This is a genomic window from Caballeronia sp. LP006 (assembly GCF_031450995.1).
GTDB lineage: Bacteria > Pseudomonadota > Gammaproteobacteria > Burkholderiales > Burkholderiaceae > Caballeronia.
In genome coordinates this window covers 844,083-870,957 of sequence record NZ_JARTVW010000002.1, presented here as the reverse complement: position 1 = coordinate 870,957, position 26,875 = coordinate 844,083, and the positions used below count along the sequence as shown (strand labels likewise).

At 58.5% G+C, this 26,875-nt stretch carries 27 protein-coding genes and 1 pseudogene; 12 read left to right on the top strand and 16 right to left on the bottom strand.

The window, feature by feature from the left end:
- Positions 1–48 precede the first annotated feature (48 nt).
- Together P9250_RS04630 and P9250_RS04625 are read left to right on the top strand one after the other, a co-directional pair.
- Positions 49–930 carry an oxaloacetate decarboxylase gene (locus P9250_RS04630; protein ID WP_250467970.1) on the top strand — a complete coding sequence of 294 codons (882 nt, stop codon included), beginning with the start codon at positions 49–51 and terminating at the stop codon, positions 928–930.
- A gap of 120 nt (positions 931–1,050) precedes the next feature.
- The gene (locus P9250_RS04625; RefSeq protein WP_244831306.1) at positions 1,051–1,344 is read left to right on the top strand and encodes a DUF1330 domain-containing protein; all 294 of its coding nucleotides are present in this window, start codon (positions 1,051–1,053) and stop codon (positions 1,342–1,344) included.
- Between the two features lie 59 nt (positions 1,345–1,403).
- Here P9250_RS04625 and P9250_RS04620 read toward each other — a convergent pair whose 3' ends face one another.
- Complete coding sequence (locus P9250_RS04620; protein WP_310391377.1) at positions 1,404–2,126, bottom strand: haloacid dehalogenase type II; 723 nt, start codon at positions 2,124–2,126, stop codon at positions 1,404–1,406.
- Positions 2,127–2,422: 296 nt separating this feature from the next.
- On the opposite strand from P9250_RS04620, the gene P9250_RS04615 reads away from it, so the two are divergent.
- A complete protein-coding gene (locus P9250_RS04615; protein WP_310391374.1) occupies positions 2,423–3,799 on the top strand; it encodes a gluconate:H+ symporter in 1,377 nt (458 codons plus the stop codon).
- Positions 3,800–3,814: 15 nt separating this feature from the next.
- Here the strand turns inward: P9250_RS04615 and P9250_RS04610 are convergent, their stop codons facing one another.
- The 9 genes from P9250_RS04610 to P9250_RS04570 all read right to left on the bottom strand — a co-directional run bounded on the left by P9250_RS04610 (position 3,815) and on the right by P9250_RS04570 (position 12,045).
- On the bottom strand, positions 3,815–4,687 hold the full coding sequence (locus tag P9250_RS04610) for an oxaloacetate decarboxylase (protein ID WP_244831303.1): 873 nt from the start codon (positions 4,685–4,687) through the stop codon (positions 3,815–3,817).
- Between the two features lie 35 nt (positions 4,688–4,722).
- Positions 4,723–5,340 carry a 3-isopropylmalate dehydratase small subunit gene (gene leuD, locus P9250_RS04605; RefSeq protein WP_310391371.1) on the bottom strand — a complete coding sequence of 206 codons (618 nt, stop codon included), beginning with the start codon at positions 5,338–5,340 and terminating at the stop codon, positions 4,723–4,725.
- The gene (gene leuC / locus P9250_RS04600) at positions 5,337–6,755 is read right to left on the bottom strand and encodes a 3-isopropylmalate dehydratase large subunit (RefSeq protein WP_310391369.1); all 1,419 of its coding nucleotides are present in this window, start codon (positions 6,753–6,755) and stop codon (positions 5,337–5,339) included. Before leuC ends, leuD begins: the two co-directional genes overlap by 4 nt.
- Before the next feature lie 2 nt (positions 6,756–6,757).
- A complete protein-coding gene (locus P9250_RS04595; protein ID WP_244831300.1) occupies positions 6,758–7,534 on the bottom strand; it encodes an ABC transporter permease in 777 nt (258 codons plus the stop codon).
- Positions 7,531–8,289, bottom strand: a complete 759-nt coding sequence (locus tag P9250_RS04590) for an ABC transporter permease (RefSeq protein ID WP_250467965.1) — start codon at positions 8,287–8,289, stop codon at positions 7,531–7,533. Before P9250_RS04590 ends, P9250_RS04595 begins: the two co-directional genes overlap by 4 nt.
- On the bottom strand, positions 8,286–9,062 hold the full coding sequence (locus P9250_RS04585) for an ABC transporter ATP-binding protein (RefSeq protein ID WP_250467964.1): 777 nt from the start codon (positions 9,060–9,062) through the stop codon (positions 8,286–8,288). Before P9250_RS04585 ends, P9250_RS04590 begins: the two co-directional genes overlap by 4 nt.
- Positions 9,063–9,154: 92 nt before the next feature.
- Positions 9,155–10,105, bottom strand: a complete 951-nt coding sequence (locus P9250_RS04580) for an ABC transporter substrate-binding protein (RefSeq protein WP_310391366.1) — start codon at positions 10,103–10,105, stop codon at positions 9,155–9,157.
- A gap of 282 nt (positions 10,106–10,387) precedes the next feature.
- Entirely contained in the window at positions 10,388–11,116 is a 729-nt protein-coding gene (locus P9250_RS04575; RefSeq protein ID WP_310391364.1) for a GntR family transcriptional regulator, read from the bottom strand.
- A 41-nt stretch (positions 11,117–11,157) separates the two neighbouring features.
- The gene (locus P9250_RS04570) at positions 11,158–12,045 is read right to left on the bottom strand and encodes a LysR substrate-binding domain-containing protein (RefSeq protein ID WP_250510540.1); all 888 of its coding nucleotides are present in this window, start codon (positions 12,043–12,045) and stop codon (positions 11,158–11,160) included.
- 177 nt (positions 12,046–12,222) lie between these two features.
- Here P9250_RS04570 and P9250_RS04565 point away from each other — a divergent pair, with 177 nt between their 5' ends.
- From P9250_RS04565 to P9250_RS04555, 3 genes and pseudogenes are all read left to right on the top strand, one after another.
- Complete coding sequence (locus P9250_RS04565; protein ID WP_310391361.1) at positions 12,223–12,996, top strand: glutaredoxin domain-containing protein; 774 nt, start codon at positions 12,223–12,225, stop codon at positions 12,994–12,996.
- A gap of 210 nt (positions 12,997–13,206) precedes the next feature.
- Positions 13,207–13,440 (top strand): annotated as a pseudogene (locus P9250_RS04560) (GntR family transcriptional regulator); the annotation flags it as partial.
- A 24-nt stretch (positions 13,441–13,464) separates the two neighbouring features.
- A complete protein-coding gene (locus P9250_RS04555) occupies positions 13,465–13,911 on the top strand; it encodes an FCD domain-containing protein (RefSeq protein WP_310391440.1) in 447 nt (148 codons plus the stop codon).
- A gap of 6 nt (positions 13,912–13,917) precedes the next feature.
- Here the strand turns inward: P9250_RS04555 and P9250_RS04550 are convergent, their stop codons facing one another.
- Positions 13,918–14,421 (bottom strand): universal stress protein, encoded by a 504-nt coding sequence (locus tag P9250_RS04550; RefSeq protein WP_310391359.1) that lies wholly within the window; start codon positions 14,419–14,421, stop codon positions 13,918–13,920.
- Positions 14,422–14,572: 151 nt separating this feature from the next.
- Between P9250_RS04550 and P9250_RS04545 the strand changes: the two genes are divergently transcribed.
- Both P9250_RS04545 and P9250_RS04540 read left to right on the top strand, forming a co-directional pair.
- Positions 14,573–15,850 carry a LysR family transcriptional regulator gene (locus tag P9250_RS04545; protein ID WP_250527243.1) on the top strand — a complete coding sequence of 426 codons (1,278 nt, stop codon included), beginning with the start codon at positions 14,573–14,575 and terminating at the stop codon, positions 15,848–15,850.
- Positions 15,851–15,934: 84 nt separating this feature from the next.
- Positions 15,935–16,603, top strand: a complete 669-nt coding sequence (locus tag P9250_RS04540; RefSeq protein WP_309964820.1) for an O-methyltransferase — start codon at positions 15,935–15,937, stop codon at positions 16,601–16,603.
- Between the two features lie 17 nt (positions 16,604–16,620).
- Here the strand turns inward: P9250_RS04540 and P9250_RS04535 are convergent, their stop codons facing one another.
- The 3 genes from P9250_RS04535 to P9250_RS04525 all read right to left on the bottom strand — a co-directional run bounded on the left by P9250_RS04535 (position 16,621) and on the right by P9250_RS04525 (position 19,906).
- Positions 16,621–18,189: a SulP family inorganic anion transporter gene (locus tag P9250_RS04535; protein ID WP_310391356.1), complete on the bottom strand. Its 1,569-nt coding sequence runs from the start codon at positions 18,187–18,189 to the stop codon at positions 16,621–16,623.
- Positions 18,190–18,259: 70 nt separating this feature from the next.
- Positions 18,260–18,901 carry a carbonic anhydrase gene (locus P9250_RS04530; protein ID WP_310391355.1) on the bottom strand — a complete coding sequence of 214 codons (642 nt, stop codon included), beginning with the start codon at positions 18,899–18,901 and terminating at the stop codon, positions 18,260–18,262.
- A 162-nt stretch (positions 18,902–19,063) separates the two neighbouring features.
- Positions 19,064–19,906 (bottom strand): oxidoreductase, encoded by an 843-nt coding sequence (locus tag P9250_RS04525; protein ID WP_310391353.1) that lies wholly within the window; start codon positions 19,904–19,906, stop codon positions 19,064–19,066.
- A gap of 224 nt (positions 19,907–20,130) precedes the next feature.
- On the opposite strand from P9250_RS04525, the gene P9250_RS04520 reads away from it, so the two are divergent.
- Complete coding sequence (locus P9250_RS04520; protein ID WP_310391438.1) at positions 20,131–21,039, top strand: AraC family transcriptional regulator; 909 nt, start codon at positions 20,131–20,133, stop codon at positions 21,037–21,039.
- A gap of 52 nt (positions 21,040–21,091) precedes the next feature.
- On the top strand, positions 21,092–21,898 hold the full coding sequence (locus P9250_RS04515) for an alpha/beta hydrolase (RefSeq protein WP_310391351.1): 807 nt from the start codon (positions 21,092–21,094) through the stop codon (positions 21,896–21,898).
- Positions 21,899–22,114: 216 nt separating this feature from the next.
- Here the strand turns inward: P9250_RS04515 and P9250_RS04510 are convergent, their stop codons facing one another.
- Positions 22,115–22,867, bottom strand: coding sequence for a FadR/GntR family transcriptional regulator (locus tag P9250_RS04510; RefSeq protein ID WP_244831285.1), 753 nt, complete (start codon positions 22,865–22,867; stop codon positions 22,115–22,117).
- A gap of 486 nt (positions 22,868–23,353) precedes the next feature.
- Here P9250_RS04510 and P9250_RS04505 point away from each other — a divergent pair, with 486 nt between their 5' ends.
- Positions 23,354–23,758, top strand: coding sequence for a hypothetical protein (locus P9250_RS04505; protein WP_310391349.1), 405 nt, complete (start codon positions 23,354–23,356; stop codon positions 23,756–23,758).
- Between the two features lie 49 nt (positions 23,759–23,807).
- Here the strand turns inward: P9250_RS04505 and P9250_RS04500 are convergent, their stop codons facing one another.
- The gene (locus P9250_RS04500; protein ID WP_310391346.1) at positions 23,808–24,053 is read right to left on the bottom strand and encodes a hypothetical protein; all 246 of its coding nucleotides are present in this window, start codon (positions 24,051–24,053) and stop codon (positions 23,808–23,810) included.
- A 137-nt stretch (positions 24,054–24,190) separates the two neighbouring features.
- On the opposite strand from P9250_RS04500, the gene P9250_RS04495 reads away from it, so the two are divergent.
- The gene (locus P9250_RS04495; RefSeq protein ID WP_310391345.1) at positions 24,191–26,872 is read left to right on the top strand and encodes an excinuclease ABC subunit UvrA; all 2,682 of its coding nucleotides are present in this window, start codon (positions 24,191–24,193) and stop codon (positions 26,870–26,872) included.
- Positions 26,873–26,875: the final 3 nt, after the last annotated feature.

The window sequence follows — 26,875 nt, the reverse complement described above, 5'->3', positions numbered from 1 at the left end:
CTTTAACATGAACCAAACGCAAAAATCTCTTACTTACGGAATCAAGCCATGACCACGTCATCCTCTCGCCGCCGCGCCGCCTTTCGCGAACTGGTCAACGCGCGCCGCGCACTGCTGTTACCGGGCGCTTTCAACGCGATGAGCGCACGCGTGGCCGTCGACCTCGGCTTCGAAGCAATTTATATAACCGGCGCAGGCGTTACGAATATGTCGCTAGGACTGCCCGATCTTGGTTTCATCAGCCTCGCGGAAGTCGCGGAACATACCTCTCGTATTCGCGATGCCGTCGATGTTCCGCTCATCGTCGATGCGGATACCGGCTTCGGCAATGCACTCAATGTGCGCCACACCGTACGCACGCTCGAGCGCGCGGGCGCGGACGCCATTCAACTCGAAGATCAGGTGATGCCTAAGAAATGCGGCCATTTCGCGGGTAAGAACGTGGTCTCGACCAGCGAAATGGTCGGCAAGATCCACGCCGCGGTCGACGCACGCGAGGACGCGAATTTCCAGATCATTGCACGCACGGATGCCTGCGCGGTGGAAGGCTTCGACCGCGCCATAGAGCGGGCGCGCGCATTTGTCGAAGCCGGGGCCGACATTCTTTTCATCGAGGCCATCGAGACGCCAGAGCAAATTGCCTCGCTAACCGAACTCGTCGAAGCGCCGCAACTCATCAATCTCGTCATCGGCGGAAAGACGCCGGTAACAGCGCGAGAGGACCTCGAGCGCCTTGGCTTTAGCCTCGTCCTTTATGCCAACGCCGCGTTGCAAGGCGCCGTGCGTGGTATGCAGACGGCGTTGTCGGCACTAAAGACACAAGGCCGTCTCGATGAAGATCCAGGCATAGTTGCACCTTTTTCGGAACGTCAGCGGCTCGTGAACAAGCCGCTGTACGACGAGCTGGACCGCAAATACGCAGCCGATTAAAGGCTGCTCTTAGCGCTCGCATGCCTCAAGCGAGAGTTTGCTATGCTGCCTTCGAACCGGACGAGTCGCACGTGACGAAGTCCGGCGCTCAATCACTCAGGTAACAAAACGGAGATAGAGATGGCAAAGGGATATTGGGTCAGCGCATACCGCAAGATCATCAACGCTGATCAGGCCGCGGAGTACGCGAAGCAGGCGACGGTTGCGATCAAGGAAGGCGGCGGACGCCCTCTCGCGCGCGGCGTGGCGTCGTTCATTCAGGGCGATGGCGTTAAGGAACGCACGGTAATCATCGAGTTCGACTCACTCGATGCTGCTAAAGCCGCTTACGACAGCAAGACCTATCAGGACGCGCTCGTTACGTTAGGCGATTCAGTGGAGCGTGATTTCCGCATTGTCGAAGGCGTTGAATAACGTCCTGCGCTTTGTTCGAAAGGCGATGACGTCCCCTCGTCATCGCCTTGAGTCGCCATTCAAGCGCCGGCTGCATCGGCCAGTTCGTTCAAGTCGTTCACGATGAAGTCCCAATCGCTTTCTGCTCTGAGGTCTGTGGCTTGTCGCGCACCGTGCTCATAAGGCCGAGCGATAAACGCAGCCTTCAGGCCGCACGCCCTTGCCGCGACGAGATCGCTATTATGGGCCGCCGCCATGCACACCTCTTCAGGCTTGAGCATGAGCGCATCGACCGCACGCAGATAAGCCTGCGGCGTTGGCTTATAAGCCTGCGCTGTTTCCGCGCCGAGAATCGCATCCCATGGCAGACCACCGTGTTTCGCCATGTCCACCATTAACTTGATATTGCCGTTCGATAACGGCGCAATGATGTAGCGCGTCTTGAGGCGCGCAAGTCCTTTTACGGAATCGGGCCAAGGGTCCAGACGATGCCACGCGAGATTCAACTCATCGAGCACATGCGTTGGAACGGCATCTTTGTTGATGCCGAATTCGGGCAACACGTCGTCCAGATTTTCTCGATGCAAGACATCCAGCCTTACGAACGGTCTTTCGCCACTGCGGACTTTCTGCATTGCGGGCGCATAGCGACTGCGCCATGCATCGGCAAACGCTTCCGGCGACGCGTTCGCTTGACCGAGAGCGTTTAGAAACGACGCAGCTTCCCGCGCTATGCCGCCGCGCCAGTCCACCACGGTACCGAAAACGTCGAATACGAAAGCCTTTACTAAGGGCTGGGTCACGAGACTTCTCCGTTGGCTTCAATTCTCAAAGCTAGTCTAGCAAGGCCACAGCTCCCTGCGCTTGGTTCTACCGCGTAAGACTGTTCGCAGTATGGCCAAAGCGCGTTAAATGACACTGCATTTTGTCGATTGCATGCATCATGCAAGACACCGAATGCAAAACGTGACGACGCCATATTTTGACCATCGCGAAAAAAAATGCTATTACGACGAGGCCTCGCGTCTGCTCAAGAGCGGACGAAAGCAAACCGTAAGCGCTCCGGCATGCCGCCGCCGCGCGCCAGCACAAAGTCACTGTGAACCCAACGACAACTCTTGCTTCGTGGTCAGCCCACGATACTCAGCTTCTGATCGCCTGCGCGCTCGGCCTTGCGGTCATCATCCTCTCAATCGGCGTTCTCAAGCTCGCGCCGTTCCTGTCTATCCTAGTGGGTACATTCGTTGCCGGTTTCGCTGCGCATCAACCGTTGGAAGCCATTGCGCAGGCCTTTAGCAAGGGTGCGGGAGCGTTGCTCGGCGATGTCGGCATCATCATCGCGCTCGGCGCCATGCTCGGTGCGCTGATGGCCGAGTCGGGGGCAGCGGATCGGTTGGTGACGACCCTGCTCGATCTTTCCACGCCCCGCAGTCTGCCGTGGATGATGGCGCTCGTCGCGATCATCGTGGGCCTGCCGCTCTTCTTCGAAGTGGGCCTTGTAATGATGGTGCCGATCATCTTCGTGATGGCACGGCGCTCCAAGCAGCCGATCCTGCGCATCGCGATCCCCGCGCTCGCCGGCATGACGACTTTGCATGCATTATTACCGCCGCATCCAGGGCCGCTCATTGCCGTGAGCGCATTGCATGCAGATCTTGGACTAACGCTCGGGCTCGGTTTGATCGTTGCGCTGCCGGCCGTGATTCTGGCGGGTCCGCTCTACGGCATCTGGCTTTCGAAGCGCATGCACGTCGAAGAGCCAGAAGAGATCGGCAAACTCTTTACCGAGCATGCGGATGGCGCAGCGACACCGGGCTTCGCAATCTCGCTTATCACGATACTTCTACCCGTCGTGATGATGCTCGGCCGCACTATCGCCAAGCTCGCGCTTACCAAGGACACGCTGCTTTACGACACGCTCGACTTCGTAGGCGAACCGTTGATTGCGCTTGCTCTAACGGTACTCTTCGCCATCGTGATGCTCGGTTGGTCGCGCGGCATGGCGCGCGATCGCGTAGGCGGCATCTTGCGCAAGAGCCTGCCGCCAATCGCGGCGCTTCTGCTCACCATCGGCGCAGGCGGTGGACTCAAGCAGACACTCGTCGCCGCAGGCATCAGCACGACGATCGGCAAGATCGCCGTGGGCGCGCATCTGCCGCTGGTCTTGCTTGCGTGGCTGATCGCAGTGGCGCTCAGGCAAGCCACCGGATCGGCAACAGTCGCCACGACGACGACAGCCGGTATCGTGGCGCCCGTGGTTATCGGCTTGTCTGCCACGCACAGCTCGTTGATGGCGCTTGCCATCGGCGCCGGCTCCGTGTTCTTCTGTCACGTCAACGACGCGGGCTTCTGGATGGTGCGCGAATATTTCGGCTTAACGCTCAAGCGCACGGTAGCCGTTTGGTCGGTCTTGCAGACCATCGTGTCGGTCGTCGGACTCGTGCTGACCCTCGCCTTGTGGACGCTGCTCAACTAGCGATGGCTTTTATCTTTACGAGGTCGCAAAGTGCTTCTCGACTTCCATCGCTTTGTCGAGCCCGACAAAGCGGTTGTATTCCTCGAAGGTCGTGAGCCGGTCTGCAATGGCATCTGTCGTGCCTTCGCGCATGAAGTCGATCATGACTTCCTTGACAGCTTTATGCATGGCAAGCATCGACTCGATTGGGGCGAGGGTGTAATCGAAGCCTATTTCGTAGGCCTCTTTCATCGAGACGAACGGACTCTTTCCCGTTCGCGCCTGATTGAAAAGAATCGGCTTGCCTAACGGCTTGAGACGACGCGTGAGCTCGCGCATGTGTTCGAGGCTTTCGGGCGCATCGGCATAGAGGCCATCCGCGCCTGCTTCCGCGTAGGCTTCGAGCCGCGCGATCGCATCGTCGATTCCGGTTACTGCAATCGCATCCGTACGGGCCACGATGAAGAAGTCCGGATCGGTGCGCGCCTCGATCATTGCGCGCAGCTTGAGCACCATCTCGTCCTTCGATACGAGCTGCTTGCCCGCATAGTGTCCACATTTCTTGGGCAATGCTTGATCCTCGAGATGCAGCACCGATGCGCCCGCTTCTTCCCATAGACGGATCGTGCGCTGCACGTCGAGGATGCCGCCGTAGCCCGTATCGGCATCTGCGAATATGGGCACTGTCGTCACGCGACAAATGCGGCGGATATGCTCGAACATTTCCGTCTGCGAGAGTACGCCGATATCCGCCTGCCCTGCAATCACGCCGGATGCAACGAAACCGCTAACGTATAGCGACTTGGCGCCGGCCTGTTCCGCTAGCATCGCGGTCAACGCATCGTGCGCGCCCATGCAGACGAATGGGCCCTCTTTAAATAATTCGCGAAAACGGGCTGAACGGGTCAAGATGATTCTCCGGCAAGTTGAATGATGTCGATGTGTCAAGCGAAGTAAGCCCAACTGCGCGCTTTTCGATCCCTCAAAAGAAAGCGCGCAATATCGTCTTTAAGAAGGCGCGTCTGATCGATCTCGTCGAGTCCTTCCAGAAGCGCTCGCTGCTGTGCCGGATCGAATTCGAAGTGAATCGTTTCCAACCCATGTGCGCGAATTTCGAGCGCACCGAGATCGACCTCGATGGGCGTTCCATCGCTAGCAGCAACCGCTATGCGCTCGATCTCGGCAGCGTCGAGTCGCACAGGAAGCAGTCCGTTCTGAAGACAGTTGTTATAGAAGATGTCGCCGAACGATGAAGCGATGACGCATCGAATGCCCGCTTCCTCAAGCGCCCACACCGCCATTTCGCGCGAGCTGCCACAACCGAAGTTGCTACCACCGAGGACTGTGCATGCGCTTCTGAATGCGGGCTGATTGAGAACGAAGTCCTCACGTTCACCACTTTGCGGACCGTCGCCGCGATAACGCAAAGTCTCGAGCAGATAGGGTCCCAACTGTCCGCGCACGAGTTGCGAAATTCTTTCGATGCGGATGATGAGATCCGTATCGACGTTATCTCGCATGAGCGGAGCCGCTGCTCCGGAGATGATCGTCACCGCTTTCATCGCGACGCCCCTTCCGTTTGACGCACACGTGGCGCGGCGATATGCCCCGCAATGGCGCTAGCTGCGGCAACTGCAGGGCTAGCCAGATGCGTACGCGCACCGGGACCTTGCCTGCCAATGAAATTGCGATTCGAGGTCGATACGCAACGTTCGCCACGCCCAACCACGTCGCCATTTGCGCCCACGCACATCGAACAGCCCGGCTCGCGCCATTCGAAGCCAGCGGCACGGAAGATCGCATCGAGCCCTTCCTGCTCGGCTTGACGCGCCACCGTGAGCGATCCCGGCACGACCCAAGCCTTCACGTTGCTGGCGACATGCTGACCATGGACCACATGTGCTGCCGCACGCAAGTCTTCGATGCGGCTATTCGTACACGAGCCTATGAATACGCGGTCCACGCTTAGTTCATCCAGATGCTGTCCGGCACGCACGCCCATGTAGTCGATCGCATTTTCGGCGGCATGACGGCGCGATTCATCATCGAGCGATGCGGGGTCGGGTATGACATCGTCCAGCGCAATCACGTGCTCGGGACTCGTGCCCCACGTGACTTGTACGCCGATGGACGACGCATCGATACCGATTTCGCGATCGAACTGTGCCTCCGAATCGCTTGCAAGCATCTTCCAGTCGGCGACAGCCTGGTCGAACTGCTCGCCTTGCGGTGCATAAGGCTTGTCGCGCAGATAAGCGAACGTGGTTTCATCGGGCGCGACGAGGCCAAGCTTGGACCCCAGCTCAATGCTTAGATTGCACAGTGTGAGGCGGCCTTCCATGCTCAATGCTTCGACCGCATCGCCCGCGTATTCGACGGCATAGCCCGTGCCGCCAGCCGCGCCGATCTTTCCGATGAGATACAGAATCATGTCCTTCGCGGTCACGCCTTCGCGCAGCTTGCCATTGAAGCGCACACGCATCGTCTTTGGGCGCTTCTGTCGAATGGTTTGCGTCGCAAGCACATGCACGACCTCCGTCGAACCGATACCGAAGGCAAGCGCGCCCATTGCACCATGCGTGCATGTATGACTATCCGCGCAAACGATGGACGTTCCTGGCAAAGAAAGGCCGAGCTCCGGTCCGATCACATGCACGATGCCCTGAAGGCCTGCCTGGCCTATGTCAAAGATGGGAATCGCGTGATGCGTCATCTGCGTGCGCATCGATTCGACCATCTCGGTGCTCCAGTCGGCATCGCCTGCGCGGCGTCCTGGGGCCGTCGAAATCACATGATCGACGGTGGCAAAGGTAAGCGCGGGACTATCCACGCCAAGGCCGCGCTTTTCAAGCACGCGGACCGCTTCCACGCCGGTGAGCTCGTGCATCAGATGACGATCCACGTGCAGCAGATCGGCGCCTCCTGCGAGATGGGAAATGGTATGGCTGTCCCACAACTTGTCGAAGAGCGTATGCATGATCAATCGCTATGCGTGAGATGACGCTGCCATTTAAGGAACATGAGATTCACCAGTGTGGCGAACACGAAAAGCATGAGCGCAAGCGCCATGATCGTGCTCGTTTCGTTGCGGTTCATGGCGATCATCAACATGCGGCCGATACCGCTTTGCGACGCGAACATCTCGCCGATAAGCGTGCCAAGCAAGGTAAGCGAAAAGCCGATGCGCAGTCCCGCTACGACTTCAGGCACGCATGCGGGCAGCAACACATGACGCGCGAAATCCATCGGGTTCATGCGGTAAGTGCGGGCCGCGCGTGCGTAGATAGGCGGCATGTTCTTTACCGCGTTCATGGTGAAGAGCGTAATCGGAACGATCCCGTGTATCACACCGAATACGATCTTGGCCCATAACCCGAGACCGCAAGCGAGCAGCACGACCGGATAAAGCGTGACCTTGGGAATGGAATAAAAGCCCATCATTAGCGGCTCCATCACCTCACCGGCCAAGCGTCGCACGCCAAGAAACAGACCGAGAAAAACGCCTGCTACGGCAGAGATGGCGAACGCCGAAGCAAAGGCAAGCGATGTGACATAGAGGCTTTCCGGAAAATCCGGGTCGCTGACTATATGCATTGCACGTTGGACGGTATGCAGCGGCGTGGTCAGCACATCGGGGCCAAGCCACCCGCTTGCGCCTTGCCAAAGCCCGACCAGCACCACGACGAGCACGAGCGCGTCCATCCATCGCCGCGTGTGTCGCGGCCTTGCCGTATGCGTGACGACGACAGTGCTCATGCGGCCTCCCTTCTGATGCGCCGATAGAGACGCGTTTCCGCTGTGCGTAAAAGGGCATTGAGCGTGGCAACGAAGATCAGCATCAGGAGCATGAGGCCGTACATCGTCGAATTGTCGAACGCGTTGTAGGCGAATGCGATTTGATAACCGAAGCCCGACCCGGACAACACGAATTCACCCGCTACCACCGCGATGAACGCGTAGACCACGGTGAGCTTGATGCCTGTAAATACGAACGGAAGACTCGCGGGCAAGGTGATGAGGCGCACCTCGTCTAGCGTATTTAAGCGGCATACGCGCGCCGTGCGCAACAGCACACGAGGCACACGTTCAAGACCATTCAAAGTATTTACGGCCATGGCGACGACCGCAAAGAGAAACCCGATGCCAACCAGAGGCCAGCGGTTCAAGCCGAAGATCACGATCAAGATCGGATACAGCACGAAGACGGGCACCGCATAGTAGGAAAGCAGCAAGGGGTCCAGCACACGCCTTGCGCGCGGCAATCTGAACAGCAACACGCCGCCGATAAAGCCCACTACCACCGCAAGCGCGACAGCCAGCAATGCGCTGCTAAGCGTCTGCACAATATCCACGGTGTATTGCCCTGACGCGAGAATGTCCCAGGCGCTCACCGCCATACGCGAAGGCGGAATGAATGAGACAGGATTGATCCATGCAAAACGAGTCGCTATCTCCAGCAACAAAATGAAGCCGATGACTATTCCCACGCGCCAGCGTGCGGCAACGCTCATGACTGGCTCCCTAGCGCTTTCATGGCCTCTTCGCGCAACAGACCCCACACTTGCGCGGTCAGTTCGCCGAAGCGCGCATCGAGTGCGATCTTGCTGTCGCGAAGACGCGGCCAGCCGGTTTCAATGGTCGATATGAAGCGTCCCGGACACGCCGACATCACACCAATGCGATCGGACAGCAGCACCGCTTCGTCGATCGAATGCGTAATGAGCATGATGGTCGCGCCCGTATCGCGCCAAAGCTTGAGCATTTCATCGCCCATGAGGAGACGTGTCTGCTGATCTAATGCGCCGAATGGTTCGTCGAGCAACATGAGACGCGGACGCACGACCATGGCGCGCGCGATGCAAACGCGTTGCCGCATTCCGCCCGAGAGTTGCGCGGGATAAACACGCGCGAAAGACTTGAGACCCATGAAAGACAATGCATGATCGACGCGCGCCTTTACTTCGTTCTCTGCCACGCCTGCGCGACGCGCCGCAAAGGCTGCGTTGTCAAAGACGTTGAGCCATGGAAAGCTCGCGTCTTCCTGAAACACGACGGCCACGCCATCCGGAACCTCGCGTCCCACTGCATGCCCTTCGAATTCGACAGTGCCGCCGCTTGCGGGATTAAGGCCTGCGAGCACATCCAGCAAAGTGGACTTACCGCAACCGGAAGGGCCGACAACCGAAAAGAATTCACCCGCGCGCAATTCCAAACTTACGGGGCCGAGCGCATGAAAAGGAGGCTTGCCTGCAATGCCGGGATAAATGCGCGTGACATCGGTCACGCGCGCTTGCACACGATCCCCCGCCTGTGTCGCAGCGTCTGTGGAAACAACGGAAATTCGCGTGCGACGTGACAATACGCTCATCGCGTGCCTCACTTTTTCGTTTGCAGATCGGCGGGAAGCAGAGACTCGTCGACGATCTTCGACCAATCGAACGGGCCTTCCGGAATGGCCTTGACGAGTATCAGGCCCTTGAGCACTTCTTCCATGCCTTTGCGATCGAAGCTTCCTTCGCTCCAGTACTTCGGATCGGACTCGAGCACGTTATTGACCGCCGACGTCGCGACAGCGGGGTCCATCTTGTATTGCTTCGCCAGAATCTGCGCCGATTCTTCACGGTGCGCGGCAATGTACTGCACCGCCTTGCGACGCGCATTGATAATTCCGCGTATCACCTCGGGATGCGACTTGAGATAGTCGGTGCGCACGATGCCCACGGTCTGTGTCTCGTTAGGCACGATATCGGAAGAGCGAAAAGCTATGCGCAACTGATCTTTTTTCCCGCTATAGGAAGGCTCCGTCATGTAAGCGACATCGACAGCGCCTTGTTGCAGCGAAGTCAGCATACCGCTAGAACTACCGACCGGCTTGCGCTGCACTTGGCCTGCGAGACCTGCACGGTCTAACGCAATCGTCACGACCGTATCCGTAGTCGACTTCGGGCTGCTATAGCCGATAGTCTTGCCCTTCATTTGTTTGATGTTGGTGATGGTGCCGTTCTTTAGTTCCACCCAGACAAGGTCGGCGAGACTCTGCACGCCGCCATGCACAATTGTCAGGTCGACACCTTGTTTGACTGCGGAAATGGCGGCCGGCAGGGCGACCTCGCCATAAGGAATCTCGGAAGCCATCGCATTGCGCACGGTGGTGCCGCCGCCTTCCGATGTGATGAAGCCTGTTACGTCCACGTTGGCTTCCTTAAAGAAGCCTTTTTCCATGGCGACCGCAAAAGGCACGCCATACATGCCGTCACCCCAATGCGTCACGGTAAGCGGCGCGGCCTGCACATGCGTCGCGCAAATGGACGCGGCAGCGAGAGACATTAAAAGAACACTACGGGCGATTCTCCGTATTCCAGACATGTAGGCGTCTCCATCCATGTTGGGCGGTCTCGCATCGTGCTTGGCGCATGCGGCCGCACTATGTTTTAGGCTTCTTGACTGAGCGGGCTATTGAGCCGCGCGGCAAATCGAACTCGCACGGGAGGCTTAACCGTGCAAGTTAATGTATGCATTAAATTCTCTGAAGTCCAGAAATGCCGGGGGCGGACATACCCGTGCTCGAGCTGGCTCGACTCTTGTCGCGCGCCTTAGGAAGGCGCTGCCTCAAGCCTGTTGAATGCCGAATTGTTGCAGTACGCTCGTTTGGTCGCGCCAGCCACGCTCTCGATGTGCACGATATAGCGCGCTTGCCTTTGCCGCATCGCCGCATTGAATCGCGTCGATGATGCCGTAATGCTCCTGCACGGATTTCACGGGTTGCGGATGCGGTTTGACCATTTGCGTAAAGCGTCGCACGCGATGCACTTGATCGCGACAATTCATGACCACGCTTTGCAAGCGGGTATTCCCGCTAAGCGCAACGAGCGTTTCGTGAAAGACTTCGTCCGCGGCAGCCCAAGCCAACATGTCGCCGCGTTCGTATGCCGCGCTCATCGCCTCGCACGCAATGACAAGGGGTGTGATGTCCACGCCCTTCTTCGACGCAATAAGGCTGGCAGCCGTCGATTCCAGGCTGATGAGGACCTGGTAGATGTTCCTGATGTCGGAGATGGAAGTTGGCACGATACGAATGCCATGCCTAGGCACGATCTGCACGAGTCCCTCGCCCTGCAGACGAATTGCGGCTTCGCGAATCGGCGTGCGGCTGAAGCCCAGCATCAAACCGAGTTCCTGTTCGAGCATGTAGGAACCAGGCGTCAATTCGCTTTCGATGATTCTGCGGCGTAATTCGGCATATGCAAGCTCGGTCGTGTTGCGCTTGACGGGTTTCGTTCCGTTAGCGGTTGCGACCGGTGGCTCGTCCTGCACGATCTTTACGCGCGTGGCGCTCATGATTTGCGTCTCCTTAGCCGATGTTAGCACCGGCAATGACGTTATACGGCTGCCAGATGCGCGACGAGTTTTCTGCAGGCTTCGGGCAGGGCATCGAGCGAGCGCATTCCTATCAGGAGTTCACGCGCGGCCCATTTATCCGTTAAAGCGACGACGCAGAGCCCCGAAGACCTTGCATGTTGGCGTGCGACTGCATCGGGCATGACACCAAGACCAAGGCCTGCACCGATCATCAGACATTGGGCATCGTAGCCTGTCACCTGAATGCGCACGTTGACGGCGCGGCCATCTTCGTTTGCGGCTCGCGTAAGACATTGGCTTATAGCGGTATCGGCCGGCAAGACGACGAATTCGAAGTCTAGTGCTTCGGCGAAAGCTATCGAATTTCTTAGCGAAAGCGCGTGACCCGGCGGCGTGACGAGCACGAGATTGTCGGTACGATAGGGAAGCGTCTGAATAGCACGACCATGCGGCACGGCTGTAAAGACGCCTATGTCGGCCGCGTTATCGGCGATCGCGCGCACGACTTGCATACTGGGCTTTTCGTCCACTTGCAAGCGAACATTGGGATGACTGGCCGCGAAAGACTGAATATCCTGAGGCAGGAATTGCACGATGGACGAGTTGTTCGCCGCGATGCGCACCATACCGCTAAGGCCATTAGTGAAGTCGCGCATTTGCAGGGCAATATCGTCGAAATGATGCAGCGCGCTAAGCGCCAAAGCGACGAGGCGTTCACCCGCTTCGGTCGGCACTACGCCCTTATTCGTGCGATGCAATAAAGGCACGCCGAACATGGCTTCAATCTCGCTGATACGTCGACTTACCGCGGCTGCCGCAATGTGTTCACGTTCAGCCGCGGCGGCAATGGTGCCCGCCTCGGCAACCGCTACGAAGAGTCTCAGCGAAAGCGGATCGATCGAATGCATAGGGCTTGTTCAGGCCGTTGATGATCGTTAAGAGCGGCAATCGCAGTGTACTGAAAATTGACTCGTCATCGCATATCGCGATGGCGGCATGACGAAGCGTTGCTTTGCGACACTCACCGCATCAAACAGAATTAGCTCCAGCACGTCGTTGAAGGCCTTGACCTTAGGAGCATGAAAATGGAAGCCGAAGTCGCTCAAGCCACGCGTATTCGCGTGTTCTGGCAACCGGGATGTTCGTCGTGTCTGCGGACCAAGGAATTTCTTACGCGTCAGGGCATCGAATACGAATCGATTGACGTGCATAACGATCCGGAAGGCCGCGCGGCGCTCTTGGCGCTTGGTGCACGTAGCGTTCCGGTGGTCGCGCTCGGGCAGAAATACACGTTTTGCCAATCCATCAACGACGTCATCCGTTTTCTCGATCTCAAGACCACGGCAGCGCCGCCGTTGCCTCCCGAACAGCTCGTCGCAAAGCTCGCGCACGTACTCGAGTCGAACGCGCGCTATGCGAGGCAGTTCGGTCTTGAGCATTTTCGACAGCCGTTCCGTAATCGCAATCGCACGCCGGCTGGTTTGACGTTTCACGTATTCCGCGTCGCCGAAATGGGTGTGCAAGCCGCGCATCAGATTGAATTGCGCTTCGAGGGCTTTGACGATGTGCCGCCTGACAATTGGACCGCAGAAGACATCGCGCGTTGGGGAGAAAGCGTGCGCGTCCGACTACTAAAGTGGTGGGAACAGGAAACCGATCGCACGCTTGCCTATGACGTGCCGACTTACTACGGCCGCCGCTCAATGCACGAAGTGCTTGAACGCACCGCATGGCATAGCGCGCAACACACCCGGCAGGTAATGCTCATGCTTGAAAGCGAAGGAGTCACTGTGGACCGACCCTTGAGCGCGGACGACCTCGGGGGCCTGCCTTTGCCGGACGAAGTCTGGGACAGATAATTTCAGGCTAAGACGGAAGCGAGCAGGCCCATTCAGCCGCCCGCCTAGGGCGGCTTTTTTTAGTCTGATGTTAAGCAAATCATCCGCCTTTTCGCTGCGGCATAACGTATACGTTGAGCGATACAAGGTGATTCTTCTCTTATAATGTAAGGCATTCCGTCCGTCTTTCAAGGCGGATTTCGTCCATGCCCGGGCGATAACGCATCTGGAATGCCCATCATGGCTGAAGCCCAGACCGCCGAAGCGATCAGCAAGCCGCGAGAAAAATCGACCGCTACGGTCTACCAGAGAATTCGCGAGATGATCCTGCGCAACGAGCTGCGCCCGGGTACGCAGTTGCTCGAGCAAGAACTGGTGCAGATGTTCGGCGTAAGCCGCACACCCGTTCGCGAGGCGCTCATCAGACTGCAAAACGAACATCTCGTACAAATCATTCCACGTCACGGTGTGCGCGTGCGCAATGTGTCGATGGCGGATCTCGAAGAAGTTTTCCAGGTGCAGACAAGTCTCGAAGCAACTGCGGTGGCAGCAGTAGCTTCGCGCAAACTAAGCGCGCGTGATATCAAACCACTCGAAAAATCCTGCGCGGATATGGAGCGCGCTTTTGCTAAAGACGATCGCGATGCGTGGGCGGCGGCATGCGAGCTTTTCTATGCGCACCTCGTCGAAATGAGCGACAACCCGAGGCTGGCGCAAATAGTCGGTGAATGTGCCGATCAAGTGCGCCGCGTGCGCGAACTCACGCTAAAGCTCATCAAGCTCGACGACGCAAGCACCAGCGTCCTGCGCGATGTCATCACCGCGTTGCGAAATGGCGATGCCACGAATGCCGAAATGCTTTGCCGTGAACATCGCGCACGGAGCCTTCAAACGCAGATCGAAGCCCTGCAACGCTACCGGATTCTCGACGTGTGAGACCGATTACGCGTGACTTGCTTCCCACACCGTGCGTGACAGAGTTTCAGTGCAAGCCCGCTCATTCGCGCGCTCCGACGCAATCAGCACTTCACGGTCGGTATGACGGCACACCACATGGCTTACGCGTCGCACGCCGATGCCAAAGAGACTGCGCTTGCCGCCACCGAGCACGATGAGATCCGCTTCGAGCTCGTCTGCAGCCTCTGCGATGATACGCCCGACGTTGTGTCCATCGGCAGGCGTTCTGCGCGTCTCCCAGTGAGCTTCGACCCCTGCCTCCTCCAGCATCTTGGTGCTACTGCGATAGACGACGAGCGCAAGCTGGTTGACGAGATCGACCGTATCGCAGCAAATCACATCGGCTTGTGATGCCGTCCACCACGGAGCGCTGTCGATGACATGCAGCATGGTCAGCCGGGCATTGCTTTCACGTGAACGCGCGATCGCGACGAACAACGCGGCTTCGCTGAAGCCAGGACCCACGGCGACGAGAATGTGTTGGTACATGGCGCTAGCTCCTGTCGATACGTTTGTTGGTTGGTGCATGTCGTCATCATCGTCGTCAAGAATTAGCAAACAGTGAGGAAATTGCATTCTGCATGCACCACGTCGGGGCGATAAATTAAACTGATAGGCTTCTACCCTCATTGCGGCTCGAATGGACCACCGCGAACTGCTCAATCTCGCCTATCTGCGCGCTTTCCGGCTCGTTGCGCAGACGGGCAGCGCCACGCGCGCCGCCGTCGCTTTGTTCCGCGCTCAGTCGGCAGTCACGCGCTCGCTACAGGAACTTGAAGCCGCCGTTGGCGAGACGCTGCTCGAACGCCGGTCATCGGGCATGCTTCCTACGCCGGCCGGCCGCGCCGTTCTTCTGCGTTGCGAACGCATCTTCACGGAGCTGGAAACCCTTGCACAGTGGTGTGCAGCGCGCCAGTCACGGCGCCGCGCCAGCAGCGGCGACGGCCTGCCGGCGTTTCTGCTGAACACGCGGCGCCTCCAGTTGTTTTCCGCGCTGGCGCGTCATCGACATATGCCGAGCGCGGCGCAGACGCTCGGACTTAGTCAGCCCGCGGTGTCTAGCGCCATTCGCATCATGGAAACGGGCGCGGGCATGCAGCTTTTTTATCGCAGCCCGCGCGGCTTGCTGCTCACGAGCGAAGGCGAAACTTTTGTCTTGCACGTGCGTCGCGCGCTTAACGAACTGCGCCATATTCCCGACGATATCGCCGCATTGCGCGGGACGATTCAGGGCTTCGTCACGGTCGGTTCGCTGCCGCTCGGGCGTACGTTGATCCTGCCGGGCGCGATAGCGAGAGTGGCCGCGCAATATCCGGGCGTGCGCATCATCACCGACGAAAGCGCCTATGAGACGCTCGTTGCCGGCCTGCGGGCGGGCGATATCGATTTCGTGCTCGGCGCGCTTCGGCAGAACGATGCATCGAGCGGTTTGACTAACGAACGTTTCATGTCGGAGGACATGGTCGTGATCGGGCGGCGTGGTCATCCGCTTGCCGAAATCGACGGACTCACTCTTAAGGAACTCGTCTCGGCACAATGGATTTTGCCGCGCAGCCACGCCCCCGCGCGTGGCATGTTCGAGGCGCAGTTCAAGCGATGGAAAATGAAGCCGCCCATGCCGACCGTCGAAACCGCCGACCTCGCGGTCATTCGCGGTTTGCTGATGAACACCGATATGCTCGCAGCGGTCTCAGCGCAGCAATTGCATTATGAATGCGAGTCGGGCCAACTCATGGTGCTCGACATAGCGATGCAAAATACAAAACGCGATATCGGTCTGACCTTGCGCGCCGGTAGCACTCCCTCGCCAGCTGCCCGAGCGCTGATCGACGCCATTCGGCTGACGGTGGACGAGGTCGGCCATACATTGCGGCGTGAAACGGCTCGGAAAGAGACCGGCACGACGCATCGTGTTTGAAATTTTGAATGCCACCGCGTGGTTTTTTGCATGCATGTCGGCCGGCGGAGTATCGTGGCAGTTCGCTCAAGACGAGGATTTCGGATGGACCAGCAGCAATGGGATGCCATGGACGCCTACCTGTGCCAGCAAACCCAGGCACACGACGAGGTACTCGAAGCAGCGCTCGCGGCGAGCAGTGCGTCGGGACTGCCTCCCATCAATGTCGCACCGAATCAGGGCAAGCTGCTGAACCTGCTCGCACGCCTGCGTGGCGCACGCCATATCCTTGAAATAGGCACGCTAGGCGGCTACAGCACCATCTGGCTCGCACGCGCCCTGCCACCTGACGGCACGCTGCTTTCGCTTGAGGCCAATCCCGACTACGCCGAGGTGGCGCGCAAGAATCTCGAACGCGCTGGACTTGCTTCGGTTGCAACAGTCGTGGTCGGCGCGGCGGCCGCATCGCTTGAAGGGTTCGTGCGCGAAGGCATGCGCCCTTTCGACTTCATATTCATCGATGCCGACAAGAAAAGCTATCCCGAATATCTGCGTCTCGCGTTGAGCCTTAGCAAGCCGGGCACGGCGATCGTTGGCGACAACATCATCCGTCGTGGCCGTATCGCCGATGCTGACAGCACCGAGCCCGATGTGATCGGATTGCGCGCCTATTTCGACATGCTCGCAACCGATCCACGGCTCTCCTCCACTGCCGTGCAAACGGTGGGCAGCAAGGGATGGGACGGATTCTCGCTGTCCATCGTAACGAGCTAGCAAGCTTTATTAGAAGCTCAAGCCGGGCGCCTTCTCCACTGCTGCCAGCGGGAACGCATGCGCGGCACGGCAAGCCGCGCTTCTGCAAGCGGCATTTGCCTGCACTCGACATGCATTCCTCTGGCGGGTGCTTCGCTCACGAAGTCATCGATGATCTCGCGTACGTCCGGGTCGATATGGTCCGCACGCGAAGCATCGAGAATGACAGTCGCGTTGTCAGGAATGGAGCGCAGAAGATGCTTTAGCGTGACCTTGCCGAGAAACGACACGTCCTTTCGAAACGAGAGTAGGTAATGATCGTCGTGCTGCGTCATCGTGATCGGCCGCTTGAGATTTGCGCGCACGGCAAGCACGAGACTACATGCGATGCCAAGCACAATACCCATGAGCAGATCGGTCAGCAACACGCCAGCGATTGTCACGACGAAGGGTGCAAATCGCTCGAAGCCTTGTCTGGCGATGGCGACAAACAGCGACGGCTTGGCAAGCTTGAGCCCGGTGAAAATCAATATCGCAGCCAGACATGCAAGCGGAATGAGGTTGATCACGCTCGTCAACGCAAAGACGCTTGCAAGCAGCAAGACACCATGTACGAATGAAGACCAGCGACTTTGCGCGCCCGCGTGAACGTTTGCCGAGCTACGCACGATGACCGATGTAATTGGCAATGCGCCGATAGCGCCCGCCATCATGTTGCCAATGCCTTGCGCTTTCAATTCGCGATCGGGATGTGCACTACGTCTCTTGGGATCGAGTTGCTCGACCGCCTCCAGGCTCAACAAAGTTTCAAGGCTCGCGACGATGGCAAGCGTGAATGCGAGACGCCAGACATCCGGGTTGACGAATTGCGAGAAGTTGGGCAATTCAAGCGCATTCGTGAATGCTGCGAACGTTTCAAGCGAAGGCAATGCCACGCGATGTTGCGCGGGCGGCGCCAAGCCCGGCGCGAACATGTCGAGTAAAAGCGTTACGCCAATACCGAACGCCACCACGGCAAGCGGCGCGGGCACGGCGCGCACCACGGCAAAACGTCGCATGGCGCGCGTTTCCCAGCCAGCGAGCATGGCAAGGGACATCACGGCTACGGCACAAGCAGCGAAAGATACCGGACCGAAAGGCGTATCGAGCAAGCCCGGTCCGCTCGCGGCTGGTGCGCCTGCATTGGCGAAGCCCGCGGCCAGGGGTATCTGCTTGATGACGAGCAATAGGCCAATGGCCGCAAGCATGCCCTTGATCACCGACGACGGCACATACGCTGCAAAACGTCCCGCCTTGAGCAAGCCAAAGCCGAATTGAATTGCGCCTGACAAAAGCACCGCGAGTAGAAATGCAGAAAAACTGCCTAGTCCCGCGATGCCATCGACCACGATGACGATAAGCCCCGCTGCCGGTCCGCTTACGCTCAATTGCGAGCCGCTAAGCAATGCCACGACAATGCCGCCTATGATTCCGGACAAAAGCCCCGCAAAGGGCTCCACGCCCGACGCATTGGCAATGCCAAGACACAGAGGCATCGCTACGAGAAATACGACTGTGCCGGCGAACAGGTCGCGCGGGAACTGGCTTAGACGATTGCTAAGGTTCATAAGGATTTAGCCATGTGGGTGCCTGCTACGTTTAACGAATTCACGCAGCATGAAATGAGCGACGATCGAATCAGCGTCCGGCGGCTTCGACGAGTTCCGCGTACAACGGCACCATACGAGGCGCGTCATAGCCGGAGGCGAGCACTTTGATAAGCCCGTCGTGCAGGCCGAAAATCCAGCCGTGCACGAGCGGAGGCTCATCGCGATCGATTACGATCCGCGTCTGACGCAGAAGCCGCACTTGTTCGAGCACATTGAGTTCCGCAAGGCGATCAGCGCGCGCATCGAACTCTTCCAAGTCGTCGAGTTCACGTCGATGCCGCTCGCCTAAAGCGCACACCGGGGCAATACGGCGATTGACGTGCGGTATTTCATTCGAGAGCGGCAACAACGATGCTCGCACACCGCCGCATCCATAATGCCCGCATACGATCACATGATCGACCTTCAGCACTCGCACCGCATATTCAAGGACGCTCACAGTGTTGTCGTCCGACGGCGAGAACAAGTTCGCGATGTTGCGATGAACGAAAAGATCGCCTGGGTTAGCGTTCGTGATCGTTTCGGCAGGCACGCGACTATCCGAACACCCGATCCACAACACCTTGGGGTTTTGCCCCTCTGCAAGGCGTGGGAAAAATTGCGTGTCCGCCTGCGCGGTTTCGCGAGCCCAGGCAATGTTTTCCAGAAGCATGCGTTTCGGTCGATTCATGGCGTTCTCATGACGAGCATTCGATGGATTGCACCCGCGTTGCAGTGCAGCGAATCCTTACGAATCACTTTCGCCGAGAAAGTTCAGCGCCGTCCAAGAGAAAATAATTCGCCTCGCTATTTATTTCTCTTGAGATTTTCCTTGGACGACGCTAAGACACGCTCAAGAAAAATCGGTCGAGCGCGACAAATGCTCACACTTGTCGATTTCTTCGTTAAGCGCCACTAGCTTCGTTTTGACAAGAGAGATTGCATCGCTCCCAAGAAGAAGATGCGCAGGTGGATGATGGGCTTCGATGAGGCTTAGCAAGGCTTGGCCGGCCTTGGCTGGATCGCCCAATTGCTTGCCGCTCTTGGCCTCACGCGCCGCGCGGATCGGGTCGAATAGCGCGTCATAGTCTGCGATGCTGCGCTCCGTTCTGACCATCGAGCGGCCAGCCCAATCGGTACGAAACGATCCGGGCGCAACGGCCGTTACTCTTACGTTGAAGTCCTTGACCTCTTTGGCCAACGTCTCTGAAATGCCTTCCAGCGCGAATTTGCTGCCGCAATAGTATGCAATGCCCGGCATCGTGATGAAGCCGCCCATGGACGTGATGTTGATGATGTGGCCGGCACGGCGCTCCCGCATGGAAGGCAATACGGCTTTGATCATGGCGACCGCACCGAATACGTTGACATCGAACTGCCGGCGCATTTCCTCCAGCGGCGATTCTTCAAGTGTGCCTTCGTGGCCATAGCCAGCGTTATTGACGAGCACATCGATCGGGCCGTATGTGCGCATTACTTCCTCGACAACCGGGCCTATGCGGTCAAACGCCGTCACGTCGAGCACGACTCCATGTGCCGATCGGGGATTGATGGCCTCGAATTCCTTGAGGGCGTCACCATTGCGAACCGTGCCGATAACCGTATGTCCTGCATCGAGCGCGCTTTGCGCGAAAGCGCGTCCAAAACCCGAACTCACGCCGGTGATGATAAACGTCTTGCCGTTTGTGTTTTCCATGTGAACTCTCCTATCCGACTCGTCGCGCGCACCATGCCGCAACACCTGTCCAATATTAGAGAGCGCGCATCGTTCTTGATACGCCGGTTCTTCTCGCATGTTTGCCTAAAGCTATTGGCGTATGGATTCGCGGCTGCAAAGCTGGCAAATTAAGGGCTGTCGACACATCTTGCGGAGCCACCGTGATCACCCGCCGAACGCTAGCCACCGAAACCAGACGCCGCATGATCGAGCTGCTGATGCGGCTTGCCCCTTTGGAAGGCTATAACCTCACAGCATTGCCAGACGTGCGTTTTCTGCGTTCGAACAGACCACTGCGTCGCACGCCGGTACTTTATGACCCGGGCATCGTCATCGTCTGTCAGGGCCGCAAGCGTGGCTATTTCGGCGAGCAAGTTTATCTATACGATGAGCAGCATTACCTGGCCGTGTCGGTGCCCGTACCCTTTTCCATGGAGACGGATGCCAGCGCGCAAAAACCTTTGCTTGCCATCTATTTCCGGCTCGATCTCAACGTTGCAGCAGAGTTGATCATGCAACTCGATGAACACGGCGCAACCGTAACGTCCGAACCTCACGGCATGATCTCAACGCCGCTGGACAAACAACTCGGCGCGACGGTTCTGCGCTTTCTCGAAACCGTGAGTGACCCGCTCGAAGGTCCGGTTCTTGGGCCGGCTCTCGTGCGCGAGATTTATTTTCGAGTGTTGACGGGCGAACAAGGTCCTTCGGTGCGCGCGGCTTTGACACGGCAAGGTCAGTTCGGGAAAGTCGCGCGAGCATTGCGCAAGATCCATCAAAGTTTCGATGAGCCGCTCGATGTTGCGCTGCTTGCAAGCGAAGCCAACATGAGCGTGCCCGCGTTCCATTTGCATTTTAAGACCGTGACCAACACGTCACCAATGCAATATTTGAAGTCAACCCGGCTGCATCAGGCGCGGCTGCTCATGGTGCGGAACGATGTCACGGCAGCCGTCGCATCGGCGCAAGTGGGCTACGAAAGTGCTTCGCAATTCAGCCGCGAATTCAAGCGTTTGTTTGGGCGCAGTCCCGTCGATGAAGCCCAGCGTCTCAAAGACAGTTTCGCGCTGCCAGATCCCGGACCGGGTTCGGGCTACGTGTCATCGCATTGATGCGTGGATCGTCTGTTAATCTTCCACGCAGATCAATCCTGCTACCAAACGCATGAACGAAGCCTTCGTCGAACTGAACTGCGGACCCTATCCGTTGCGCATCGAATATAAGTGGATCAATCCTTCGCGCATCGATGCTCCAATCGCGGTATTTGTGCATGAGGGGCTGGGTTCAGTTGCATTGTGGAAAGACTGGCCGCAGCGGCTATGCGACCGATTGAACTGCCGTGGTCTCGTCTATTCGCGTCCTGGCTATGGACGGTCGACGCCGCGCCCTCCGCATGAAAAGTGGCCTGTGACCTTCATGCATCGTCAGGCGACGAAGATATTGCCTGCGCTTCTAGATGCGCTCAAGGTAAATGCGTTCGAACGTTCTCGCATGTGGCTCGTAGGCCATAGCGATGGCGGGACAATCGCACTGCTTTACGCAAGCACTTTTCCCGAAGCGCTTGCCGGACTGATCGTGCTTGCACCACATGTGTTCGTGGAAGCGATCACAGTCAAAGCCATAAAGGAAGTGCGAAGCGCCTATGAGCACGGTGCGTTGCGAGCGAAACTCGCTGGCTACCATGAGGACGCAGATTCCGCCTTTTATGGCTGGAACGACGCATGGCTCAATCCGGAATTTCTGCGTTGGGACATTACAGGCGAAATTCGCTCGATCAAACGGCCATTGCTCGCAATACAAGGCCACGACGATGAATACGCGTCGATGCTTCAGATCGACAAGATCAAGGCGTCCGTGAATCACACTCATCTCGTCAAGCTAGCGGCTTGCGGACATTCACCGCATAGGGATGCCACTCAGGCGGTCAATGATGCAATTGCAGATTTCGTTACCCGCTCGTCTCTGCCGTGAACTCGAGCGATCAATCGAAAGGCCGTCTGCGCCATGATGCCATCGCGCAAGCCCGCACGGCGATTAAGTGACCGTGCCGCGCGTTTGGGCAGATGATCGCAGTCGGTCCAATGCATCTTTTATTGCGGTTAAATCGACGTTGTTCGTCTCGAGCGAGCGAACCCTCAGGGGCTCTAACTGCTTAAACAAACCACTCGCCCGAAGGACGAATGCGGCTCAAGCCTCCGCAGGCTTAACCGCTGTTTCTTGTGACCGCCGCAAGCGTTCGCGGCTGTTCGACAAATGCATGCGCATGGCTGCGCGGGCAGCTTCCGGATCACGCCGCTCGATGGCGTCGTAGATATCCTCGTGTTCGCGGTTCACGCGATCGAGGTAACTGCCGGGATCGTTATGCGCAAGCGCAGCGGAATTTACACGCGTGCGTGGAATGATCGTGTTGCCCAACTGGCTAAGGATGCTGTGGAAATAACGGTTGCCCGTAGCCTTGGCAAGCTCGAGGTGAAATGCGACGTCCGCGGCAACCGCGTTGCCCGTGCCTTCTGCAATGTGCCGCTCGAACTCGTCCAGAGCATGACGCATGTGCTTCAGATTCTCTTCGCTTCGCCGCATTGCCGCGAGACCTGCGGCCTCGGCTTCGAGACTGATGCGTAGTTCGAGGATGGCCATGACGTCGCGCACGGTGAGATCGCCCGCAGCTTCGATCTGGAAGCGATCGTGATCGGTCGCTTCGAGTACAAAAGTGCCAATGCCATGACGCGTTTGAACCAGGCGCCCCGCTTGAAGGCGCGATATCGATTCTCGTACGACCGTACGGCTAACGCCCAGTTGCGCCATGATCTCCGATTCGGTCGGAAGCTTGTCGCCAGGCTGAAGCGCGCCGCTGCGAATCCGTTCCGAAAGTTCGGCGACAACTTCCTCGGTCAGATTGCGAGAGCGGCGAAGACCGCCGGCGGCGAGAGCTGGTGACATAGGGCGATTGAAAAAGGTAGACGAGCCATTATAGGGGCGCAGACTTGCTTGTACGACGACTGATGCCTGATCGAATACAAAATGCCTTAAGCCCTCAACGCAAAACACAAAAAACCGTTATGGTTCAGGCAACTAAAAATGTAACAAACTGTTGATCAACCATTTGACCGAGCGTAAAGTTCAAGTACCGCTTGAAGTCAAAGCGCGTGTGTTATGTTTTGCAAGGCATGTAAGCATTCAAGGCGCGCGCCTCGCTTTCAAGCGGTCGACTTCCGATCGAAGGCTCGCGAATCCTCGTCCGCATCCGTTGGATTCGCCATCACCTCGCGCACTCGCGAGCCTCCCTGAAGCGGTTCACCGGCTTTTCGCGTCGCGCCTCTCACTCTCCGATTACGCGGCAAACCGGTGTGCTTAGAGCCTCCAAGTTGCGTTCGTGCGAACGCCTTCGTGGAGCGCGGCACCACGTGGGCAGCAAGGAGACAAGCAATGATGCGTGAAGTGACCGGAGCTTTTTTTGGCTCCCGCAAGCTGGACGAAGCACTGGAAGACCTCAAGGCGCAGGGCATCACGAGCGACCGCGTTCGCGTCGCGAGCATGTCCGGGTTCGCCGATTTCACCGCCAGCATGGAACTGAGCATCAGTTCACCGACCCAGTGGATCACCGCCGAATTTGCAGGCTATGCCGATCTAGCCGCCACCGACGGCGGGTATGGGATTGCATCGACGGGCAGCGACGACATCCTACCTGGCTTCGATAACGATGAATCCGCTGCATACGGTATAACCCGAGTATTCGTCAGCATTCGCGACGAAGCCGAAATGCGCGCCGTATGCGATATTTTCTCGCGCCTGGGCACTGATGATATCGACGCGGAAGTCGCGGCGGCCTGACCCGCCGCGATTGCATTCAATCGTTTGTATGCAATAAACGTTTGCTTGATTACTGCGCTGGTGCGGTCACGGGCTTCGCTTTCTTCTTGTGCTTTAAGTGAAAACCCTTGCTCGTACCAGTGGCAGCAGAGGTATTGTCACCGCCTGCCGTCGGCGCGGCCGTCGCTGCGCCGTGCGCGTTGCCGCCGCCAGCGCCGCCATTACCGTTGCCACCTTGCGCCATCGCCGCGCCCGACGCGCCCAGCATCAAACCCGCAGTGAGGGCGATAAGTGCTGCCGATCCATTCGTCTTCATGTCGTTCCTTTTTGCGTAGAGTCAGTCGAGTGTGTATTCACCGTGCAGGCTTTTGAATGCCGAATGCAATCGGCGAGCGGCTTGGCATGAGACCTGCTCGCCAGACGTATTCGCCTGCAAAGTCCAAAAGCCATAAGATGGATGCGCCCAAAGTCAAAAGCCCAGCCAAGCCGCCTCGGCGCAATAAAGCCGAAACGCCGACTGTCTCTCCAGCAGGTTTCGTGCGCGTTCGCGGCGCGCGGGAGCATAACCTCAAAAATGTCGATGTAGACGTCCCGCGCGATGCGCTGGTCGTCTTCACAGGCGTGTCCGGATCGGGAAAGTCGTCACTTGCATTCGGAACTTTGTATGCAGAAGCGCAGCGGCGGTATTTTGAATCAGTCGCGCCCTACGCGCGGCGTCTGATCGAGCAGGTCGGCGTACCGGAAGTCGATTCCATCGAAGGATTGCCGCCCGCCGTCGCCCTGCAGCAGCAGCGCGGCACGCCCAACGCACGTTCGTCGGTGGGAAGCGTGACCACGCTTTCCAGTCTCGTTCGCATGCTGTATTCACGCACGGGCAGCTATCCGCCGAAGCAGCCCATGCTCTACGCGGAAGACTTTTCTCCCAACACGGTTCAGGGCGCGTGCCCCGTCTGCCATGGTCTCGGCCGCGTCTACGAAGTGACCGAGAAGTCGATGGTCCCCGACGACTCACTCACCATCCGCGAACGCGCCATCGCCGCATGGCCGCTAGCGTGGCACGGTCAGAATCTGCGCGACATACTCGTCACGCTGGGCTACGACGTCGACACGCCCTGGCGCGATCTGCCGAAGAAAGACCGCGACTGGATTCTCTTCACCGACGATACGCCCACCGTGCCGGTCTATGCGGGCCTCACACCCGCCGAGACACGTGCCGCACTCAAGCGTCGCGCGGAGCCGAGTTATCAAGGCACCTTTACGGGCGCGCGCCGTTATGTGCTTCATACCTTCGCCCACACGCAAAGCGCGCTCATGAAGAAGCGCGTGTCGCGCTATATGGTCGGGAGCGACTGTTCGTCGTGTCACGGCAAGCGACTGAAGCAGGAAGCGTTATCGGTGACCTTCGCGGGACTGGATATCGCGGAGTTCTCGCGTCTGCCGCTTACGCGGCTTGCGCAGATGCTCGCGCCCATTGCGCGCGGCGAATGGCCCGATCATGAAGAAGCACGCGAGCAAGACGTGCTTGCCAGGGACGTGCGGCAGGCGGCAATTGCGAAGCGTGTCGCGGCGGGTGGATCGGCGCATAAAGCATCGCCCGATGTACGGCGCACGCCCAACTTGTCCAACGAGAAGCGCGCCGCCGCCGAGCGCATAGCAGCCGATCTCGAAGAACGTCTTGCCACGTTGATCGATCTCGGCCTCGGCTATCTTGCTTTGGATCGCGCGACGCCCACCTTGTCGTCAGGCGAATTGCAGCGCTTGCGGCTAGCCACGCAACTAGCCTCGCAACTCTTTGGCGTGGTGTATGTGCTCGATGAACCCTCCGCCGGTTTGCATCCCGCTGACAACGAAGCGCTCTTTGCCGCGCTGCAACGGCTCAAGGCTGCCGGCAACTCGCTTTTCGTGATCGAGCATGACATGGAGACGATGCGTCGCGCAGACTGGCTCGTCGATGTCGGTCCCGCTGCGGGCGAAGCCGGTGGACATGTGCTTTATAGCGGCCCGCCCGCGGGTCTCGCATCGGTGGAGGCGTCACAAACGCGTCTGCATCTGTTCGCGTCCCATTCGAACACCGACCGCGCGCCACGCACGCCGCGCGGCTGGCTGAAGCTCGCGGGCATCACGCGAAACAATCTGCATGAGATCGACGCTGCGTTTCCGCTCGGTTGCTTCACGGCGGTGACGGGTATATCGGGCTCGGGCAAGTCGAGTCTCGTCAGTCAGGCATTGCCCGAACTCGTGGCGCAACATCTGGGAAGAGCGCTCGATGAGCCCGACGAAGACGAAGCCGATCCGCTCTTCACGGTCGCCGAAGCGCCTGCGGAAGGCTCAATCGTCGAAGGCATGGACGCCATACGGCGCCTCGTGCGCGTCGATCAGAAGCCGATTGGCCGCACCCCACGTTCGAATCTTGCGACTTACACGGGACTTTTCGATCACGTGCGCAAGCACTACGCCGATACGCCGCTCGCGCGCAAACGCCATTACAGTGCCGGCCGATTTTCCTTCAACGTCGCGCAGGGGCGTTGCCCGACTTGCGAAGGCGAAGGCTTCGTGAGCGTCGAACTGTTATTTTTGCCGAGCGTGTACACGTCATGTTCGACGTGTCACGGTTCGCGTTATAACGCCGAGACACTCGAAGTCACGTGGAATGGCAAAAACATCGCCGAGGTGCTGGCGATGAGCGTCGATGACGCCTGTCTCTTCTTCGCGGATGAGCCCAATGTGATGCGCGCGCTTGCCGTGCTGCGCGATATCGGCCTCGGTTATCTGCGGCTCGGTCAGCCTGCCACCGAACTCTCGGGCGGCGAAGCGCAGCGCATCAAGCTGGCAACCGAACTGCAGCGCGCGCATCGCGGCGACACGCTCTATATCCTCGACGAGCCCACAACCGGACTACATCCCGCCGATGTCGATCGTCTAATGGCGCAACTTCAAGGACTCGTCGACGCAGGCAATACGGTCGTGGTCGTCGAACACGACATGCGCGTCGCGGCCCAGAGCGACTGGGTCATCGATATCGGTCCGGGCGCGGGAGAAGATGGCGGCAAGATAGTCGCGGCCGGCGTGCCTGCGAGTGTGGCGACGCTGGCCGCAAGCCGCACGGCGCCTTATCTGCAAGACGCATTGACCTGAGCA